At 51.7% G+C, this 18889-nt stretch carries 23 protein-coding genes; 21 read left to right on the forward strand and 2 right to left on the reverse strand.

Annotation, left to right across the window (positions count from 1 at the left end):
• Positions 1-8: 8 nt before the first annotated feature.
• The 6 genes from IRJ25_RS11280 (at position 9) to modB (ending at position 6168) form a co-directional block, all read left to right on the forward strand.
• Positions 9-2192, forward strand: coding sequence for a malate synthase G (locus IRJ25_RS11280; RefSeq protein ID WP_441316670.1), 2184 nt, complete (start codon positions 9-11; stop codon positions 2190-2192).
• Entirely contained in the window at positions 2189-2485 is a 297-nt protein-coding gene (locus tag IRJ25_RS11285; protein WP_031424308.1) for a hypothetical protein, read from the forward strand. Before IRJ25_RS11280 ends, IRJ25_RS11285 begins: the two co-directional genes overlap by 4 nt.
• Positions 2486-2560: 75 nt before the next feature.
• Positions 2561-3838, forward strand: coding sequence for an isocitrate lyase (aceA, locus tag IRJ25_RS11290; RefSeq protein WP_015880381.1), 1278 nt, complete (start codon positions 2561-2563; stop codon positions 3836-3838).
• A 145-nt stretch (positions 3839-3983) separates the two neighbouring features.
• Complete coding sequence (gene ric, locus IRJ25_RS11295) at positions 3984-4691, forward strand: iron-sulfur cluster repair di-iron protein (RefSeq protein ID WP_214775471.1); 708 nt, start codon at positions 3984-3986, stop codon at positions 4689-4691.
• A 107-nt stretch (positions 4692-4798) separates the two neighbouring features.
• Positions 4799-5530: a molybdate ABC transporter substrate-binding protein gene (gene modA, locus IRJ25_RS11300; protein WP_214818145.1), complete on the forward strand. Its 732-nt coding sequence runs from the start codon at positions 4799-4801 to the stop codon at positions 5528-5530.
• Entirely contained in the window at positions 5527-6168 is a 642-nt protein-coding gene (modB, locus tag IRJ25_RS11305) for a molybdate ABC transporter permease subunit (RefSeq protein ID WP_269318312.1), read from the forward strand. The genes modA and modB overlap by 4 nt, the downstream gene beginning before the upstream one ends.
• Here the strand turns inward: modB and IRJ25_RS11310 are convergent.
• Positions 6165-6536 carry a DUF3221 domain-containing protein gene (locus IRJ25_RS11310; RefSeq protein ID WP_269318313.1) on the reverse strand — a complete coding sequence of 124 codons (372 nt, stop codon included), beginning with the start codon at positions 6534-6536 and terminating at the stop codon, positions 6165-6167. The genes modB and IRJ25_RS11310 overlap by 4 nt on opposite strands.
• Positions 6537-6670: 134 nt before the next feature.
• Between IRJ25_RS11310 and IRJ25_RS11315 the strand changes: the two genes are divergently transcribed.
• The 7 genes from IRJ25_RS11315 to IRJ25_RS11345 all read left to right on the forward strand — a co-directional run bounded on the left by IRJ25_RS11315 (position 6671) and on the right by IRJ25_RS11345 (position 12367).
• Positions 6671-7798 carry an MFS transporter gene (locus IRJ25_RS11315; protein ID WP_269318314.1) on the forward strand — a complete coding sequence of 376 codons (1128 nt, stop codon included), beginning with the start codon at positions 6671-6673 and terminating at the stop codon, positions 7796-7798.
• Positions 7779-8066, forward strand: coding sequence for a hypothetical protein (locus IRJ25_RS11320; protein WP_034780588.1), 288 nt, complete (start codon positions 7779-7781; stop codon positions 8064-8066). The genes IRJ25_RS11315 and IRJ25_RS11320 overlap by 20 nt, the downstream gene beginning before the upstream one ends.
• Positions 8059-10305, forward strand: coding sequence for a molybdopterin oxidoreductase family protein (locus IRJ25_RS11325; protein WP_269318315.1), 2247 nt, complete (start codon positions 8059-8061; stop codon positions 10303-10305). Before IRJ25_RS11320 ends, IRJ25_RS11325 begins: the two co-directional genes overlap by 8 nt.
• Positions 10302-10844, forward strand: coding sequence for a 4Fe-4S dicluster domain-containing protein (locus IRJ25_RS11330; protein WP_015880388.1), 543 nt, complete (start codon positions 10302-10304; stop codon positions 10842-10844). Before IRJ25_RS11325 ends, IRJ25_RS11330 begins: the two co-directional genes overlap by 4 nt.
• Positions 10845-10864: 20 nt before the next feature.
• Positions 10865-11371: a ubiquinol-cytochrome c reductase iron-sulfur subunit gene (locus IRJ25_RS11335; RefSeq protein WP_015880389.1), complete on the forward strand. Its 507-nt coding sequence runs from the start codon at positions 10865-10867 to the stop codon at positions 11369-11371.
• Positions 11361-11564: a hypothetical protein gene (locus tag IRJ25_RS11340; protein ID WP_214784363.1), complete on the forward strand. Its 204-nt coding sequence runs from the start codon at positions 11361-11363 to the stop codon at positions 11562-11564. The genes IRJ25_RS11335 and IRJ25_RS11340 overlap by 11 nt, the downstream gene beginning before the upstream one ends.
• A gap of 110 nt (positions 11565-11674) precedes the next feature.
• Positions 11675-12367 carry a Crp/Fnr family transcriptional regulator gene (locus IRJ25_RS11345; protein WP_214775466.1) on the forward strand — a complete coding sequence of 231 codons (693 nt, stop codon included), beginning with the start codon at positions 11675-11677 and terminating at the stop codon, positions 12365-12367.
• Here the strand turns inward: IRJ25_RS11345 and IRJ25_RS11350 are convergent, their stop codons facing one another.
• Positions 12368-12880, reverse strand: a complete 513-nt coding sequence (locus IRJ25_RS11350; RefSeq protein WP_214784360.1) for a hypothetical protein — start codon at positions 12878-12880, stop codon at positions 12368-12370.
• Positions 12881-13102: 222 nt separating this feature from the next.
• Here IRJ25_RS11350 and IRJ25_RS11355 point away from each other — a divergent pair, with 222 nt between their 5' ends.
• The 8 genes from IRJ25_RS11355 (at position 13103) to IRJ25_RS11390 (ending at position 18888) form a co-directional block, all read left to right on the forward strand.
• Positions 13103-14419: an MFS transporter gene (locus IRJ25_RS11355; protein ID WP_211781932.1), complete on the forward strand. Its 1317-nt coding sequence runs from the start codon at positions 13103-13105 to the stop codon at positions 14417-14419.
• Positions 14420-14482: 63 nt separating this feature from the next.
• A complete protein-coding gene (gene moaA / locus IRJ25_RS11360) occupies positions 14483-15490 on the forward strand; it encodes a GTP 3',8-cyclase MoaA (protein ID WP_269318316.1) in 1008 nt (335 codons plus the stop codon).
• Positions 15491-15495: 5 nt separating this feature from the next.
• On the forward strand, positions 15496-15999 hold the full coding sequence (locus tag IRJ25_RS11365) for a MogA/MoaB family molybdenum cofactor biosynthesis protein (protein ID WP_214784613.1): 504 nt from the start codon (positions 15496-15498) through the stop codon (positions 15997-15999).
• Positions 15996-16544 (forward strand): molybdenum cofactor guanylyltransferase, encoded by a 549-nt coding sequence (locus IRJ25_RS11370; RefSeq protein WP_264093121.1) that lies wholly within the window; start codon positions 15996-15998, stop codon positions 16542-16544. The genes IRJ25_RS11365 and IRJ25_RS11370 overlap by 4 nt, the downstream gene beginning before the upstream one ends.
• Positions 16544-17779, forward strand: a complete 1236-nt coding sequence (locus IRJ25_RS11375; protein WP_015880397.1) for a molybdopterin molybdotransferase MoeA — start codon at positions 16544-16546, stop codon at positions 17777-17779. Before IRJ25_RS11370 ends, IRJ25_RS11375 begins: the two co-directional genes overlap by 1 nt.
• Positions 17755-18231, forward strand: a complete 477-nt coding sequence (gene mobB, locus IRJ25_RS11380; protein WP_015880398.1) for a molybdopterin-guanine dinucleotide biosynthesis protein B — start codon at positions 17755-17757, stop codon at positions 18229-18231. The genes IRJ25_RS11375 and mobB overlap by 25 nt, the downstream gene beginning before the upstream one ends.
• Positions 18209-18664, forward strand: coding sequence for a molybdenum cofactor biosynthesis protein MoaE (locus IRJ25_RS11385; RefSeq protein ID WP_015880399.1), 456 nt, complete (start codon positions 18209-18211; stop codon positions 18662-18664). The genes mobB and IRJ25_RS11385 overlap by 23 nt, the downstream gene beginning before the upstream one ends.
• Complete coding sequence (locus tag IRJ25_RS11390; protein ID WP_015880400.1) at positions 18661-18888, forward strand: MoaD/ThiS family protein; 228 nt, start codon at positions 18661-18663, stop codon at positions 18886-18888. Before IRJ25_RS11385 ends, IRJ25_RS11390 begins: the two co-directional genes overlap by 4 nt.
• Position 18889: the final 1 nt, after the last annotated feature.

Consider the following 18889-nt stretch of genomic DNA (forward strand, 5'->3'; position numbering starts at 1 on the left):
GTGAACGCTTGGAACACTATGAACGACTAGATAAGTATTATATTCATGAGAAACTGCTCGAATTTGTGAATAAAAACGTTCTTGAACCTCATGAAATCAATGATTTTTGGGAAGGGGTCGAATCGCTTCTAGAGCGTTTCATTCCAGTGAATCAGACACTTCTAGAGCAGCGCAAGACATTCGAGCGATTGTTACAGGAATGGTACAGCAGGCAAGACGAAGTCGATCCAATCGAATACGAGACATTTTTAACGTCGATCGGCTATATCGAACCGGTCGTCGAAGATTTTAATATCGACGTGTTGAATGTCGATCGCGAAATCGCTCATCAAGCGGGACCGCAACTCGTCGTACCGTTAGACAATGCCAGATATGCACTCAATGCCGCCAACGCCAGATGGGGAAGTCTCTACGACGCTCTTTATGGGACGGACATGATTGACGAGACAGACGGTATGGAAAAGGGAAGAGCATATAATCCCGTTCGCGGTAATGAGGTCATTCGGTTAGCGAAACAGTTTCTGGATGACACGTTCCCGCTACCATCAGGGTCGCACAAGGAAGTGACACGATACGTCGTTCGTGACGATGTCGCTTATGCGGTAATCGGGGACGACGAGCATTCGTTCGCAGATGATTCTTTCGTCGGTTACACCGGGGAACCGAACGAGTTGAAGACGTTGATGCTCCAGCACAATGCCTTGCACGTTGAACTTCAATTCGACCGCGAGCATCCGATCGGAAAGATTGATCCTGCTGGACTGATGGACATCGAGCTCGAATCAGCCCTATCCGCAATCGTGGATTGTGAAGACTCGGTCGCAGCCGTTTGCACGGAAGACAAAGTTCATCTGTATCGTAATTGGCTCGGTCTAATGGATGGGACGCTTGAAGCCTCGTTCCAAAAAGACGGGAAGCGACTCTCTCGGCGTTTAAACGAAGACAAGCGTTTGCTTGGAAAAGGTGGGGCGGAAGTCGTCCTCCCAGGACGCGCGCTCTTGTTCATTCGGAACGTTGGACACTTGATGACGACGGACTTGATTCTTGATGCAGAAGGTTGCGAGGTACCAGAGGGGATCGTTGATGCCATCTTTACTTCATTGATTGCAAGTCGCCATCTTCATCGTCGTCTCAACTCTCGGGAAGGATCGATTTACATCGTCAAGCCGAAAATGCACGGCTCTGAAGAAGTGGCATTCACCAATGACCTGTTTGACGCCGTAGAAGATTTACTGGACCTTCCTCGCTATACGTTAAAAGTCGGCGTCATGGATGAAGAGAGACGAACGTCGCTCAACTTGAAAAATTGTATCGCGCAAGTAAAAGAGCGAGTCGTCTTCATCAACACGGGCTTCCTCGACCGCACGGGAGATGAGATTCATTCCTCGATGACGCTCGGACCAATGCGTCGGAAGGGGGAAATGAAGACGTCACCTTGGCTCGCTGCATATGAACGGTTGAATGTATTAACCGGTCTCGAGAGTGGGTTCCATCATCAAGCACAAATCGGAAAAGGGATGTGGGCGATGCCTGACCGGATGCAGGATATGATGTGTGAAAAAAGGGCACACGTACGCTCCGGGGCAACGACGGCATGGGTGCCTTCACCGACCGCGGCGACGCTCCATGCGATGCACTATCATCAACTCGATGCTTTTGATGTACAGCGAGAATTGATCAAGCAACCTCATTCGAAACATGAGAGACAACAACTCCTCGATATCCCGCTCGCGACGCGCATCTATTCGCAAGAAGAGATTAAAGAAGAGCTTGAGAACAACTTGCAAGGATTGCTCGGGTACGTCGTCCGTTGGGTCGAACAAGGTGTTGGTTGTTCGAAAGTGCCGGATATTCACCATGTCGGACTGATGGAAGACCGGGCGACACTCCGGATTTCGAGTCAACACGTGGCCAACTGGTTGTATCACGGCATCTGTTCAGCAGAACAAGTCGAGGTCACCCTTTATCGGATGGCACGAGTCGTCGATGAGCAAAACGAGTCAGACCCGAATTATCGACCGATGACGCCGAACGTTGATCAGTCAATCGCCTATCAAGCCGCCCACGAACTCGTGTTTCATGGGTTGAAACAGCCAAACGGGTACACGGAGCCAATCTTGCATCGTCGCCGCCGTGAATTTATGAAACGTCAAACTGTGGAGTTAAACCTTAAAGGAGGAACCTCATCATGACAACGAAAAAAATGGAAAGCGAACAGTTGATTGAACGTTGGGTCGTCCGCCGCATCGTATCTGGAGAATCGACAGCATCTTTGGCGAATACGGCATTCGTATACGGCAACGACTTGATGCGTCTCGTCTTGGACCGGACAGATGGGTCGCTCCAAATCATGAAAGAGCCGATCGATGAAGTTGTCGTTTTCCGCAAGCCGGAAGATCGGGACGAAGAAAATGTTTGCCGTTGCTGCGGGATGGAGCATTCGACGTTCAAGGCAGCATTGGAGTGTTGTGCTTACCTTGACTAAACCATTTGTTTTGCATCATCTGTTATATAACAAATTTAATTTTATAAAATTAATATAGTACAGGAGGGTTTATTGATGAAAAAACGCGAAGAATTGTTGAACAGTTGGAAGTCAGAACGATTTGAAGGGGTAGAACGTCCATACTCTGTAGAAGACGTCATGAAATTACGAGGGTCTATCGTGATTGAACATACGCTTGCGACAAAAGGAGCGGAACGCCTGTGGCAATTGATGCACGAGCGTGACTACGTCCATGCACTCGGTGCGTTGACAGGGAACCAGGCGATTCAGCAAGTGAAGGCAGGACTCGAAGCCATCTATTTGAGTGGTTGGCAAGTAGCGGCGGATGCGAACCTGTCGGGTCACATGTATCCGGACCAGAGTCTATATCCGGCCAACTCGGTGCCAAGTGTCGTCAAACGAATCAACCAAGCGCTTCAACGTGCTGACCAAATTCAAACGGCAGAAGGGAAAGGCGACACGCATTGGTTCGCACCGATTGTCGCGGATATGGAAGCCGGTTTTGGTGGGGTACTCAACGTATTCGAACTGACGAAGGCAATGATTGAAGCAGGGGCAGCCGGCGTTCACCTTGAAGACCAGCTCTCGTCTGAGAAGAAATGTGGTCACCTCGGTGGGAAGGTGTTACTCCCGACGCAGACGGCTGTGAAAAACTTGATTTCGGCTCGACTCGCGGCAGACGTCATGGGTGTCCCGACAATCATCGTAGCGCGGACAGATGCGCACGCGGCGAACTTGATCACGAGCGACATCGACCCAATCGATCATCCGTTCATCATTGGAGAGCGTACGCCGGAAGGCTTCTATCGTACGGAAGCTGGTATCGAGCAAGCAATCGCTCGTGGTCTCGCTTATGCACCGTATGCAGACCTCGTCTGGTGTGAGACGTCCGAACCAGATTTGGCAGAGGCACGTCAATTTGCCGAAGCGATTCATGCGAAGTATCCAGGCAAACTTCTCGCTTACAACTGCTCGCCATCGTTCAACTGGAAGAAGAAGCTGTCAGACGAAGAGATCGCCACGTTCCAACAAGAAATCGGCGCAATGGGATACAAGTTCCAGTTCGTTACACTCGCTGGATTCCACGCGCTCAACTTCGGCATGTTTGAGCTCGCACGCGGTTACAAAGATCGTGGCATGGCGGCGTACTCGGAGTTACAGCAAGCAGAATTTGCGGCTGAAGTACATGGTTACACAGCGACACGTCATCAGCGTGAAGTCGGAACGGGTTACTTCGATGAAGTCTCGCTCGTCATCTCAGGTGGACAATCATCAACGACAGCGCTCGCAGGTTCGACCGAGACTGAACAGTTTGAAACACCGTTGCATTGAGCGATGCCCCTCGACAAGAGGGGTTTTTTGTGTCCAAATTTGGAACACCTGCATCCTGTTCACTTAAATGTGACGTATTTCACATTTTTGTTGTCGAACTCTTGCTACGCTGAACATGTCAAAATGAATATGGAGGTTATGACAGATGACACAGACATTCACGGGCGATACGCACGTATCTGAAATCGTCAAACAATGCCCGCAAGCGGCAGACATTTTCAAACGGAACCGAATCGATTTTTGTTGTGGCGGCAACCGACCACTCGCTGAAGCGACTGACAAATCGAAACGGTCGACGGAAGACATTTTAGAAGAAGTTAATGCGCTCTATCAACGCAAGCAAGAGATGAACGAGAAGAGCATCGATTGGGATGCCGCTTCTTCTTCGGAATTGATTGAGCACATCATTTATAAGCATCACCAATTTTTGACGGACGAATTGCCACAGCTCACACCATATGTGACAAAAGTGTTCCGGGTCCACGGACAAAATCATCCGCACCTCGGACGCATTCATCAACTGTTCAATCAATTGAAAGTGGAACTTGAACAACATATCGTCAAAGAAGAGACAGAAGACTTCCCGACGCTGCTTCGTCACGAGACCGCACCGACAGCTGAAACGAGACGGGAGCTTGATAGCATCTTGGCCTCGCTCGAGTCAGAACATGCAGCAGCCGGGGACATTTTAAAAGAGTTGCGTCAGATCACAAACGACTATACGCCGCCTGAAGGAGCGTGTGGGACGTATCGTCTTGTCTATCAACGGTTAGAAGCGCTCGAATCGGATACGTTTGAACACATTCATCTCGAAAACAACATTTTATTCCCGCGGGCGCGCGCGTTCGCTTAAGCAGTGGCACACCCCTACTTACGTAGAGGTGTCTTTTTGTGACGTTTGATACAGATGGGAGGCAAATCAAGCGCTACGATAAAGGGGAGGCAAAGGAGTGATTAATCATGAAACGGGTGAGTGAAGTCATCATAGGGGTGACGGTCGCCTTATTACTAAGTCAAGTCTGGTCGAGTTCAGATTCGGAGGACACCGTGACCATTTTGGCGGCGGCAAGCTTAGGACCGGCTTTAGAAGCGGTCGAGCGACAACTTGAAGCAGAGTTCGATGGGATCGATGTTCGAGTCGTGACGAACGGGAGCGGCGCCTTGCGAGCACAAATCGATCACGGGTCTCCGGCAGATATCTTTTTAGCCGCGAGCGTTGATGATGTCGACCGACTACAAATCCCGATTCTAGAGCGGGATGCGTTCTTGTATAACGAGCTGTGGCTCGTGACACCGAAAGGGAAACCGTGCGCGGAGACATGGTACGACTTAAACGCATGTGCTCGGATCGTCATCGGTGACCCGGTCAATGTCCCGGCCGGTCGCTACGCGAAAGCGGCGCTAGAAGTGGAAGGCGTGTGGGAAGAAGTGGAACCGCGAATCATGTTCGCCCAGAATGTAAGACAAGTATTGACGCTCATCGAACAAGGCGACGCCAATGCGGGATTCGTCTATAAGACGGAACTGACGACGGACGTCGAGTCGCTTCAGTCGGTCCCGTTTGAAGCGACGGGTACGATCGCGTATCCGGCGGTCCGGTTGACGCACAACCCATACGTACACGATGTGTACGCGCGTTTGTTTGACGATGATATCCAAGCTCACTTTTTAGCGAAAGGATTTTCTAAATGACGCAACATCCACTTCAACTCACATTCGAAGTCGGGATGATGGCGACGGTGAGCGCCTTCGTCCTCGCCTTCGGAGCGGCTTATTTCATGCATCACCGTCAATTCAAAGGAAAGCGGCTGCTCGAGACGGTGTTTTTACTGCCGCTCATCTTGCCGCCGACAGTCATCGGACTATACGCCTTGATTGTCCTCGGGAACAACGGGATCGGCGGATTGTTACCGATTACGATCTTGTTCACGAAACAGGCGAACATCATCGCATCCGCCTTGGCCGCGTTTCCGCTCATCTACCAAACGATTCGTCTCGGTCTTAAACAACTCGATGCGGAATGGTATGAGGCCGGACGCGTGCTCGGTGGGTCAGAGCGCCAACTGTTCACCTACGTGACGATTCCGCTGCTGTTACCTGCGTTGACGAGTGGGTTTGTCCTTGGTTTTGCACGGTCAATCGGCGAGTTTGGGATCACGATGATGATTGCCGGAAATATCCCGGGCGAGACGATGACGCTCGCCACAGCGATTTATGTGGCGACAATCAACGGTGATATGACCCAGGCACTCGTGTGGAGCGGGTGGTTAGTTGGTTTGGCGTTTTTAGTCCTCTGGCTAAGTGAACGTTACGGCAAGCGTTCATATTAGTCGATCACGTCGATTTTTTTCACATAAGACCGGTTCGGAGTATTTAAGATACTCGGACCGGTCTTTTTCCAAATGTGGACGTGGTCCCCGACAGTGATTTGCTTGAACGTGGCTTTCACTTGAAACTTGAACCAGCTTACGTCTTCCGGTTCACTTTGTGCGAACAAGGTGTCAGGAGAGAGCGTGGCCTCTTCTGCGGTAATTCCGCTGATGACGAGTGCGGTGCGGTCAGATTCATTTATTTCAATCACATACCCCTCGACATCTGGTTCGGTCGTCGCTCGATTGGCGAAGACGAAACCGATAGAAAAGACGACGAGCATGGCCGCGATGGCGAGGAATAACATGATTTTAAGCGATGATTTCATAAGGGAACGCCTCCTTCGTTCATTATTCTGTCACGTCTCGAATCGCTTATCTGTGAAAAAAGTAACAGTTAAGTCGAGATGTCATCTTTATGATGAAACTATGAAGTCGCTCGGAAAGAGAAGGGGGAACACATATGTCCAATCGTTATTTTTATTCGACCGCCGCAAAGTGGTCGTTCGTAGGATTCACCGTCTTGGTGCTCTCGACATGGATCGCCTCGGCAGGATTTGAGCACGTAGACATGGCGCTGTTCGGCTACTATATCGCCGCCGTCATTTGCATGATTGGGATGGTCGTCCGCTTGACGTTATTTTTTGCACGGCCGGCCACCTCACAAGTATTGAAGCGGAGCCTCAAACAAATGAAGGCAGAAAAGAAACGGGCCGGTAAAGCCGTCGCCACGACAACTGTCAATAACATCGTCTTACAGAAGTTCATCTGGGAACGTGGTTGGTACCGCTGGACCCAACATATGTTGATTGCCTGGGGATGTCTCGGGTCGTTCGCCATCACATTCGGGCTGACGTTCCAATGGATGCGGTTTGATTTGATTGATATCGAGACGTATCAGATTGTCGTCTTTAACATCCCGACCATCAAGATGGCTGCGCACGGGTTGTTCGCGGAGCTCGTCTATAACGGGTTGAACATCACCGCGCTCATGTTGCTCGTCGGCGTGCTCATGGCACTCTATCGCCGAATCAACGACCAGGACGTGAAAGTGACCCAGCGGTTCGAATTTGATATTTTACCGCTCCTCATGTTGCTCATCGTCACTGTCTCGGGGTTGTTGTTGACCGTTTCGTACGTGTTCTTCGGAGGCTTCATCCATCACGAGCTCGCCTTGTTCCATCAATTGACCGTCATCATCTTTTTATGTTACTTCCCGTTCGGTAAACTGTTCCACTTGCCGGTCCGACCGATGGCGGCCAGCGTCCCGATGAACTACCGGGAAGTCGAAGCGGATGAGACCCGTGTCTGCGCCGGGTGCGGGACACGTTATGCGACGGACAATCAAGTCGAGGACGTCCAAGCGATTTTGCAAGCACAGACGATCCAGCTCGGGCTCAGTGATGGGACCCAGCTCTCCGATTACTGCCAACCGTGTCGACGTTCGATGCGTGTGAAGATGCAATTGAACTTGATGAACGGACAGTTACCGACACACCCGGTCGATACGAACACAGGCATGTCGATGCCAGGATTCGGCCGACCGAAGGAGACGAAAGGTGAGGCAAAAGATGAGACACCTGTGCGTTAAGTGCGGCGAACCGACCGGCACGCTTGAAGAGATTGAACAAGTGAAACAATTGCTCGAAGGGTCGGACCAACTCGTAAAAGTCGATGCGGCGCACACGGTCCAAGACCTCTGTCACGGCTGTCGTCGTCGGGCCCGGCTCGATTCGGCGCTCGGACGGCCTGGAAGTGACGGGATGCATTATCCGCTTCAAACGATTAACGGCTATCACGTCAGTGGATTTTCAAAACGAAGAGCGGAAACGTTCTATGGAGGGGAAGACGATGAGTGACTTTTTAACGTCGCCAGAAGTACAGAACTTAATCAAACCAGGCGAAAAATTGATTACAACCCATTGCTGTTACTGTGGCATGCAGTGCGGCATGCATATCCGGGTCGATGAGAAAACCGGGGCCGTCAAAGGCGTTGAACCACGCTACGATTTCCCGGTCAACAAAGGAAAACTTTGTCCGAAAGGCGTCACGGCCTATCAAACGATCGAACATCCGGACCGCATCATGACTCCGCTCATCAAACGGAACGGCAAGTTTGAGAAAGCGACATGGGAAGAAGCACTCGACGTGATCGAAGCAAACTTTAAACGCATTCAACGAGAGCATGGGAAAGATGCGGTGTCCGTCTTCGGCGGCGTCTCGATGACGAATGAAAAATGTTACCTCGTCGGGAAGTATGCGCGGGTCGCACTCGGCACACGGTTCATCGATTACAACGGTCGCTTCTGCATGTCGTCAGCTGCCGGCGGTTTCTTAAAGACACTTGGGATTGACCGCGGAGCGACGCTTCCGTGGACGGAGTTCGAGCACGTCGACACATTCTTTGTCGCCGGTTCGAATATCGCCGAATGTCATCCGACGACGACTCAACATATTTGGAAGGCGAAAGACAAAGGCGCGAAAATCATCGTCGCCGACCCGCGTGAAATTCCGATGGCGCGCGTCGCCGATGTCCATCTCGATTTGAAGCCAGGGACGGATGCGGCGCTTGCGATGGGACTGCTCAACTTTTTAGTCGAACACGATTATGTTGATCAAGCGTACGTGGATGAGCGTTGCGATAACTATGAAGAGTTGAAAGCGTCGGTCCGAGACTGGACGCTCGAACGGACGAGTGAGGTGACCGGTGTCGCCATCGAAAAACTCGAGAAGGCCGGTCATATTTATGGGAAGAGCCCACGTTCGGTCATGTTGTTCGCTCGCGGCGTCGAACAACAGTCAAAAGGCGTCGACAATGTCTCGCTCTATACGTCGATGGCGCTCTTACGAGGCATGATTGGGAAGTTTGCTTCGGGCGTCGCCACGATGACGGGGCAAGGGAACGGGCAGGGTGGACGAGAACATGGACAAAAAGCAGACCTGTTACCAGGCTACCGAAAATTAACTGATCCGAAAGCCGTTGAATATGTGAGCGGGGTTTGGGGCATCGATCCTTCTGAGATGCCAAAACCAGGTGTGTCCGCGTTCGAAATGTTCGATGAGATTCAAGCGGGAACGATTCGGGCGATGCACCTCATGTGTTCGAACCCAGCCGTTTCGGCACCGAACCTTCCGTACGTGTGGGACAGTTTCAACAAACTCGATTTCTTCGTCGTTAGTGACTTCTTCATGTCGGAATCTTGTGAGTTCGCGGATGTCGTCTTACCGGCTTGTTCGTGGGCCGAAGACGAAGGGACGACGACAAACTTAGAAGGACGAGTCATTCGGATCCGAAAAGTGCGCGAACCGCTCGGGGATTCGCTTCCAGACTGGGAAATCATGAAGCGGATCGCTGAGCGAATGGGACGCGGACAGTACTTCCCGTATGAGACGGCGCGTGACATCTGGGAAGAGTTCCGCATCGCGACGAAAGGTGGAGCGGCTGACTACTCTGGGATCACATGGGAACGAATCGACGACGAGTATGGTGTCTTTTGGCCATGTCCGTCCGAAGATCATCCCGGCACACCGACGATGTTCAAAGAACGGTTTGGAACGGCGAATGGAAAAGCAAATTTGCCTGTCGTCACATATCGGCCGGCCGGTGAATATGCGAATGAAGAATATCCGGTCACGCTCACGACAGGTCGGGTCGTCTTCCATTACTTATCGGGCAATCAGACGCGCCGTGTCGACTTCTTGAGCACGATGTCAAAACTGCCGTTCGTGGAGATCCATCCGGAGTTAGCATCAAGTTATGGCCTTCAAACGGGCGACAAAGTCGAGCTTCGCACACGTCGCGGGTCGATTGTCGTCGAAGCATGTTTGACGAAGGCGATTCGAAAAGATACGGTCTTCGTCCCTTATCATTGGGGCAAGGAGCTTGCCATCAATCAATTGACGAACCCGTGTCTCGATCCGATGTCACGCATGCCGGAGTTCAAGGTATGTGCGGTACAAATGAAAAAGTTACCGGCCAACACCCCGTTACACATTAATCCGTTGACGGTCCCGCTCGGATCAAGCGTGCCGTTCATGGCGGACCATGCGATTGCGACGAGCTGTCACGTCATGGATGAGGAGGTTCATACGAAATGAATAAGGTCATGTATTTAGAGTTTGAACGTTGTATCGGCTGTCGGGCCTGTCAGGCAGCTTGCCGCGAATGCGGGGACCACGAGGGGCTCGAGCGCAACTATGTGGATTATATCGATTTCTCGGAGAACCGTCAGACGTTCCCGATGATCTGTATGCAGTGTAAAAATCCGGCTTGTGCTCAAGTATGTCCGGCGAATGCGATTCAAATCACACCAGAGGGCGTCGTGTTATCGGCTTCAGAAGAAAAATGTATCGGCTGCCGGAACTGTACGTTCGCTTGTCCGTTCGGGATTCCGAAGTTCGACTTTGAGAAGAATAAGATGTATAAGTGCGACATGTGTTACGACCGCTCCAAACATGATATCGCGCCGATGTGTGCGTCGGTTTGTCCGTCGGATGCGATTCGCTTCATCGACCATGACGAGATGATGCAACTCCGTCGTCAACGCGTCCAAATGAACATGATCGAAGGGAAAAAGCCTTCGCAAGACGATAAATGGAATTACGTCCCTGAATTCTTTGGCGTCTATTCCGATTGAGATGGAAAGGAAGATGACTTATGTCGAATGAATCAAAAGACCGGGAACGCTTATCCGAACTCGTCGATAACTTGAGTCGGGCCGATGACGTGAAACTGAATCGACGGGCGTTCATCAAATCAACGTTCGGCGCAGGTATCGCACTCGGTCTCGCGACTATCCCGTTCAATATCGCGGCCTTCGTTCGAAGCGAGCCGAGAACCGACCGTCAGTTCATCACGACGGTCGAGGCGCTAGAGCGCGGGAAATCACTCGAATTTGAATATCCGGGTACGGAACCATCGTTGCTCGTTCATTTAAAGAATGGTGAATTCGTCGCCTATAACAACAAATGCACTCATCTGCAGTGCCCAGTGTTTTATGTGGAGGAAGAAGATGTTCTTCTTTGTCCGTGCCATCGTGGTTACTTCGGTGTCGACGGCCAACCACAGGCCGGTCCGCCGCAGCGGGAACTCCCTAAAATCTTGCTTGAAATCGAGAACGGGAAGATTTTTGCGGTCGGAAGAGAGATTCATCATGGGGCGTAACGGTTGGAGTTTAATCGGATTGGTCATATTGCTCGCGACGAACATGATACTCTTGCAATATACAATTGAGAGCTACATGGTGTATGATCACGCCTCGATGCGACTGTATATGATCATCGCCGTCATCAATGTCGGATTGATCGGCTTATTATATCGATATTGGAAAAAAATTGAATATCGTATGAAAGAATAGTCCTCCCCTTGAAACGCTTCCAAATGTTGATTGCGTTTCGAGGGGGTTTGTGTTTAGAATGAAGGCAAGCTTTCATATGGCGCAACGTGTTTTAAGGAAGGTCGGTGGAAATGGCTCATTCAACTAAAGCGATGGTGCTCGAGGAAACAAAAAAATTGGCACATCGAATCATTCATGTCCCAAAAGGCGGTTTTCTGTTCCGAGAACAAGAAGACGCAGCTGAATTTTATATTGTAAAGAGTGGACTGATTCAAATTTCGAAATTGACGGAAAATGGAAAAGAATTGACGTTACGTTGTTTAAGCGCTGAGGCTTGTTGCGGAGAGTTGACGTTATTCGCAATCGAACCAAAATATTTATTTAACGCCAAGGCGTTAGAAGATAGTGAAATTTATGCGGTCAAAATCGAGCGTATTGAAACGATGATTTTGTCGTCGAACCCGGAATTCGTCCGCGAGTTCATGGTCATGATCAACGAACATATGCGGAAACAGCATACGAAATTTAGAGACTTGGTGTTGAACGGGAAAAAAGGAGCGCTCTACTCGACGCTCATTCGTATGGCGAACAGCTATGGGGTGGAAGTCGAAGACGGCATTCTCATCGACTTGAAACTGAAAAACCAAGAGCTCGCCAATTATTGCGGGACATCGCGTGAACGCGTGAATCGCATGTTGAACGAGCTCGCCCAAGAAGGAATTATTTCACTCCCTTCCCGTCAAATCATTATCCATGACCTCGACCGGTTGAAACTGCTCAACCATTGTGAGGACTGTCCGGTCTCGGTCTGTGTCATCGATTGATTACATTATGGCGGCAAGCGATAGCTCGCCTTCAAAATGCTCCAATCCATCGGCCTCGATTGTACAGGCCGATACATAAAACTCGCCATCTTCCATCAACTCATAAGACCGGAGCACGCCTTCGGCTAGCTTGATCCCGTTGGCGCGGACCTCGACGACGACACCTTCCATCGAGCGGACACGCGCTGCGGACAAAAAATCGAGCCATCGTTTGAAATGGCGATAAACGGTGACCGTGGTCCCGTCCCCTAAGTAACCGATGACTGCCTGTGCGTCATCGATCGTCACGTCATGGTGAGTGTCGATCCGAACGAGCAAGGTGTGCAGCGCTTCTAGTTCTTCTAAAGGACTTTCAAGTGGGAATGTGATATCGAGCCCCGTCTCGGTGAACGCAGCCTCGGCAATCGCGACGCCGAAGACACGGAACACGTGGGCCCCGTCTTGACTGAAGAAATATGGTTGTAGCGCCAAGCGAACTTTGGGCGCACAGTGGATTTGAATGAGATGTGACAAATTAATCCCTCCTCTATTCCTTATCGTAAGGAATCGGGGAGGGTTTTTCTGTGTTCAATGTCACAGAAACAAAAGATAGGCGATTTTGTCACAGATTGATGACAGGGTGAGAAAAAAACTCAAGATGCGAAATAAGTGTGAAAGAAGGCACACTTTTTTAAGAGGACGGTCGATAGGATGGGATTAGGGTACGAATTGAACCGTTAAGAGGAGGAATAGACCATGCAACAATTAGACAAAGGGTCACACGCACTCGCCGAGTGGAAGCCAGAGGATGTGGGATTTTGGGAAGGAACGGGAAAACAAGTCGCCAATCGGAACTTGCTCGTTTCGGTCCCGGCACTGACGCTTGCATTCATCGTCTGGCAAATGTGGTCGGTCGCAGCCGTCCAATTGAATTCGATCGGGTTTAGCTTTACGCAAGGCCAGTTGTTCACGTTGGCCGCACTGCCTGGACTTGTCGGGGCGACGTTGCGCTTTTTCTATACGTTCGCAAACAGTATATTCGGCGGTCGGAACTGGACGATCTTCTCGACATCGATTTTGTTGTTGCCGCTCCTAGGCATCGCCTATGCCGTTCAAAACGTCAATACGCCGTATTGGGTATTCATGATTTTGGCCGCACTTTGCGGACTAGGCGGCGGAAACTTCTCGTCATCAAACGCCAACATCGGCGCGTTTTATCCGAAAGCGAAAAAAGGGACGGCGCTAGGGATTAACGGAGGCATCGGGAACTTGGGCGTCTCGCTCGTCCAATTGATCACACCGCTCGTCATCACGACAAGTATTTTCGGGTTCATCGGCGGGAACGCCCTCGTGACCGAGACCGGCGAAGAGATTTGGCTTCAAAACGCCGCGCTCCTTTGGGTCGTGCCGACTATCATTTTGACGGTCTGCGCATACTTGTTCATGGATAACTTACCGACCGCTCGTCAATCGCTTCGTGAACAGGCGAGCGTGTTTAAAGACAAACATTTTTGGATTCAAACATTGCTCTACACGGCGGCGTTCGGTTCCTTCATTGGATATGCCGCAGCGTTCCCGATGATTTTAAAGTTAAAGTTCCCTGAGTCGGACTTGATGGCGCTCGCCTTCCTTGGTGCATTCCTTGGCGCCTCTTCGCGTCCGTTCGGGGGCTGGATCAGTGATAAGATCGGAGCGGCCAAAGTGACATTGATCGTGTTCGGAATCATGGCGCTCGGTACGATCAGTGTCATCATGGCCATCACGAACAGCAACTTGACGATGTTTTTCATCTCCTTCGTCGTCTTGTTCATCGCAACAGGACTCAACTCTGGAGCGACGTTCGCGATGATTCCCCACGTGTTCGTGGCGACGAAGACACCGGCCGTCGTCGGATTCTCGGCAGCGTTTGCTGCTTACGGCGCATTCTTCATTCCGAAGATGTTCGGTTGGTCGCTCGAGCTCGTCGGTTCGTTCAACGGTGCGTTGTTCGTCATGCTAGGGCTCTATGCGATCTCGATTGCCACCACAATTTATTATTACTTGCGCAGCGGTGCTGAGAAGCCGATTCGCTGACAAATCGACGCATGGACTGTGAGGGTCCCTGCTGTCGTTGATGGATAGAAAGGATGAACCAAGATGACACCATGGACCGATCGACGGAGACGACCGTTGGAAGACTTACGCATCTCAGTCATTGATAAATGCAACTTTCGTTGCCGATACTGCATGCCGGAAGAAGCGTTCCGCCACCACCAATTTTTAAAACGAGATGAGTTGTTATCGTTTGACGAGATCGAGCGCTTCGTTCGCATCATCGCCTCACACGGCGTGAAAAAAGTGCGTCTGACCGGGGGCGAACCTCTACTCAGGCCGAATCTCGATGAACTGATTCGCCGCCTTCGCGCGGTCACGACCATCGAGACTATCGGGTTGACGACGAACGGCGTCTATTTAGAACGGATGGCGAAAGTGTTGAAGCAAGCTGGGCTCGACCGGGTCAACGTCAGTCTAGACGCCTTATCGGCCGAGACGTTCGGGATGATGAACGGGCGCGGCACGTCGCCCGAGACGGTATTACGAGGAATCGATGAGGCGAAACGGCAAGGGCTCGAAGTGAAAGTGAACATGGTCGTCCGAAAAGGCTGGAACGATCATGAAGTCGCCTCGATGGCCGCTTATTTCAAAGAACGGAACATCACACTCCGTTACATCGAGTTCATGGATGTCGGCACGGCGAATGAATGGAACGTCGAACATGTCGTGTCGTCTGAATCGATTCTTGAGGTGTTGAAACAACGAAATGGATTACTTGAACCGCTTGCACCCGAAACACTAGGAGAAGTCGCGCAACGTTACCGTTACACGGATGGGGCGCAAGTCGGCTTCATCTCTTCGGTCAGCCAACCGTTCTGCGGAACGTGTACGCGAGGTCGCCTATCGAGTGACGGCAAATGGTACACGTGCCTGTTCGCAGAAGACGGGACCGATATCCGTGAATTGCTCCGCAGTGGGGCGAGCGATGAATTGATTGCCATGACACTAAAAATGGTATGGGAAGTACGGGACGACCGCTATTCGGAAGAACGGTCGCGAACTGGGAGTCGGACGCGAAACCGAATTGAAATGAGTTATATCGGAGGATGAAGACGATGCAAGCACACAACCATGTACATCAAAACACACAGCGTGTCCGGGCAGCGATTTTGACGATCTCGGATACGCGAACACTCGATACGGACGTGTCTGGCGAACATATTTGTACGCTATTAAAAGAAGAAGCACATACGGTCACATACCGTGAGATCACGAAAGATGACTCATTTGAAATCGAAGCGGCCGTCAGACGAATGGTCGCTGAGAAGATGGACGTCATCTTGACGACCGGGGGAACGGGCATCACGAAACGGGACGTCACCATTGAGACGATTCGACCGCTGCTTGACCGAGAAATGGTCGGCTTCGGCGAGTTGTTCCGTTATGTCAGCTTCACGGAAGATATCGGACCGGCGGCGATGTTGTCGCGAGCTTTAGCAGGACGCATCGGGGATACGATCATCTTTTCGATGCCAGGGTCGCGAGGCGCCGTCGACTTGGCGATGACTCGCTTGATTCTCCCTGAGCTCTCCCATATCGTCTGGGAAGCGACGCGATGATCGGCATCGTCTTGGCAGGCGGAAAATCGCGCCGGTTCGGATCCCCTAAATGGCAAGCCTGTTATGAGGACATCTCGTTTGAAGAGCGGGCGCGACAGACACTCGCTACAACGACGACGTCCCAATGGAGCGTCGTACCGGCCGGACAGTCGATGACCTCATATCAACTTGAAGATGACATGGAATGGCGCGGCATGGGACCGCTCGCCGGCATCATCACCGTCATGCGGCACGTCCCGTCTGATTGGTATGCCGTCTGTGCGTGTGATACGCCCTTGTTGCCGCCGACTGTTTACGAACGGCTTGCGACGGAACGCGGGAAGCAGCCGGTTGTCGCCTACGCAGATAATCGAATCCATCCGCTCATCGCCTTGTATCCCCGCTCGATACTGTCCCAGTTCGAAGCCGCTTTACGTCGAGGCGAACGGGCGGTCATGCTTCACTTGACAGAGGCGACAATCGTCTCGTTTGCTGAACGGGACTGGTTTAAAAATGTGAACACACCGAGTGATTATGAAGAATTGCTAGGAAAGGAAGTGGAGTAATGGAAAAGATGTCGACGCTATTTCGTAAGCCGCTCGCCGTTGACGAGGCGGTCATCCGTGTCCAAGAAGCGACGGGGAAAGGTCGGACGGAAACGGTACCGTTGTATCGAGCGAACGGCCGGATTTTAGCGATGGATCTCACTGCGACGCATGACGTTCCAGCATTTAATAAATCTCCGTATGACGGTTTTGCTGTCCAGTCCGCGGATTTGTTGAGAGCGAGCCGCGATGAACCGGTGACATTACCCATTCAATACGTTCAGGGAGCCGGACACGTCGGAGAACCGCTCCGCGCTGGCGAGGCGATTCGCATCATGACCGGGGCAAAAATTCCAGACGGAGTCGATGCGGTCGTCATGCTCGAGCTCGCACAAGCGGATGAACGAGTCGTGACGTTCAAGCGACCGGCCCGCGATGCCAATATTTCCTATCGTGGGGAAGATATGACGGCGGGGACGAATATCGTTGACCGAGGCACCCGCATTAATCCGGGCGTCATCGCCTTGCTCGCTACGTTCGGGTATGAGCAGGTCGACGTATACGTAAAACCGCACATCACCGTGTTTGCGACCGGTGATGAGCTCGTTGAACCGGGACAGAAAAAAACCGATGGGCAAATCTATAATTCGAATGCATATATGATTCTCGCTCAAATCGAGGCACTCGGTGGCGCGGCGACATATGGCGGTATCTTGCCGGATACGTTCGCTTCGACAAAGCGGGCGATTGACGAGGCACTTCGGACGAGTGATGCCGTCGTCACGACAGGCGGGGTATCGGTCGGAGATTTTGATTATTTACCGGATGTATATGAGGCGCTCGGGGCGACGGTGCTGTTTAATAAAGTTGGGATGCGGCCAGGGTCCGTCACGACGGTCGCGCACGTCGAACATCGGTTGTTGTTTGGATTATCCGGGAATCCGTCGGCGTGTTTTGTCGGAACGGAACTGTTTGTAGGCACGTATATGAAGACGTTATTCGGGCAAGCGGAGCGACCTGTCATCCAGGCGGAACTTGGTGTCGATTTCCCGAAAACGAATCCGTTCGACCGGTTCGTGCGTGGACATGTGACGATTGATGCGACCGGGCAGACGGTGGTTCATCCGAGCGGGAAAGACAAGTCGGGCATCGTCTCCTCACTCGCGACGTGTAACGCGTTGATTCATCTGCCAGGCGGAACGAGAGGGTTTCAAAAAGGGGACTCGGTGCGATGTCGAATCATCGATCAGCTTTGATTTTACAAGTGGTCGGCTATCAAAATAGCGGTAAAACATCGTTCGTTTCTGAGCTGACAGCACGCTTGTCGGCGACGGGGCTCCGTGTCGGTGTCATCAAACACCACGGTCACGGAGGGACGTTCGACTTGCCGATGACGGACTCGCATCGTCACGCGTTGGCTGGTGCCGTGCTATCGAGTGTGATCGGTGAAGACGGGACGTTAATCGAGTGGCAAGCGGTCGACACGTTTGAGTTGCTCCTCAACTGGTACGAGGCGCACGTCGACATCGTGATCATCGAGGGATACAAACGGAAAGATTATCCGAAAGTGGTGCTCGTGCGAGACGGGCATGAACAACCGGTCGATGTGACGAACGTGATCGCGCGCGGAGATTCCGTGGCAGACAAGGACCGGTTGATGCGTTTAGTGGAAAGGTGGATGGAGAATGAAATGGTATCAAGTGAATGAACATCCGCTCGAACCGATGGCGCTTTACGAAACGGTCCGGCATCGAAACGTCGGGGCGGTCGTGCTGTTTATCGGGACGGTGCGAGAAATGACGGGTTCCAAACAGACTGAGCTCTTGGAGTATGAATCATACGTACCGATGGCCGAGAAGATGCTCGAACAAATCGCGAAAGAAGTGGCGGAACGTTGGCCTGGTGCGTTGACGGCGATCCATCACCGGATTGGACGACTCGATATCATGGAAGAAGCGGTCGTCATCGCGACGAGTTCTTCCCATCGCGCCGACGCATACGAGGCGAATCGTTACGCCATCGAACGGATTAAAGAAATTGTCCCAATTTGGAAACGGGAGCATTGGACCGACGGCACGAAATGGATGGGTGATCAAAAAGAACAACACCCAGGACGCCCGGAAGGAGTGACGTACACATGATTGAGGTATTATGTTTTGCCCACGTGGCAGAAGAGTTGGCGGTCCGGTCCTATACCGTTTCGGCTCCACAAACAATCGCCGCCTTGCGAGCGGATTTGGCCGAGCGGGGCGTGTCGGGAGCGGAACGTCTCATGTTCGCGGTCAATGAGCGCTATGAGACGGACGAATATACGGTTGCAGACGGAGACACGGTCGCCGTCATTCCAATGGTGAGCGGAGGATAAA

This window comes from Exiguobacterium sp. KJ 601 (assembly GCF_027161185.1).
Taxonomy (GTDB): Bacteria; Bacillota; Bacilli; order Exiguobacteriales; family Exiguobacteriaceae; genus Exiguobacterium; species Exiguobacterium profundum.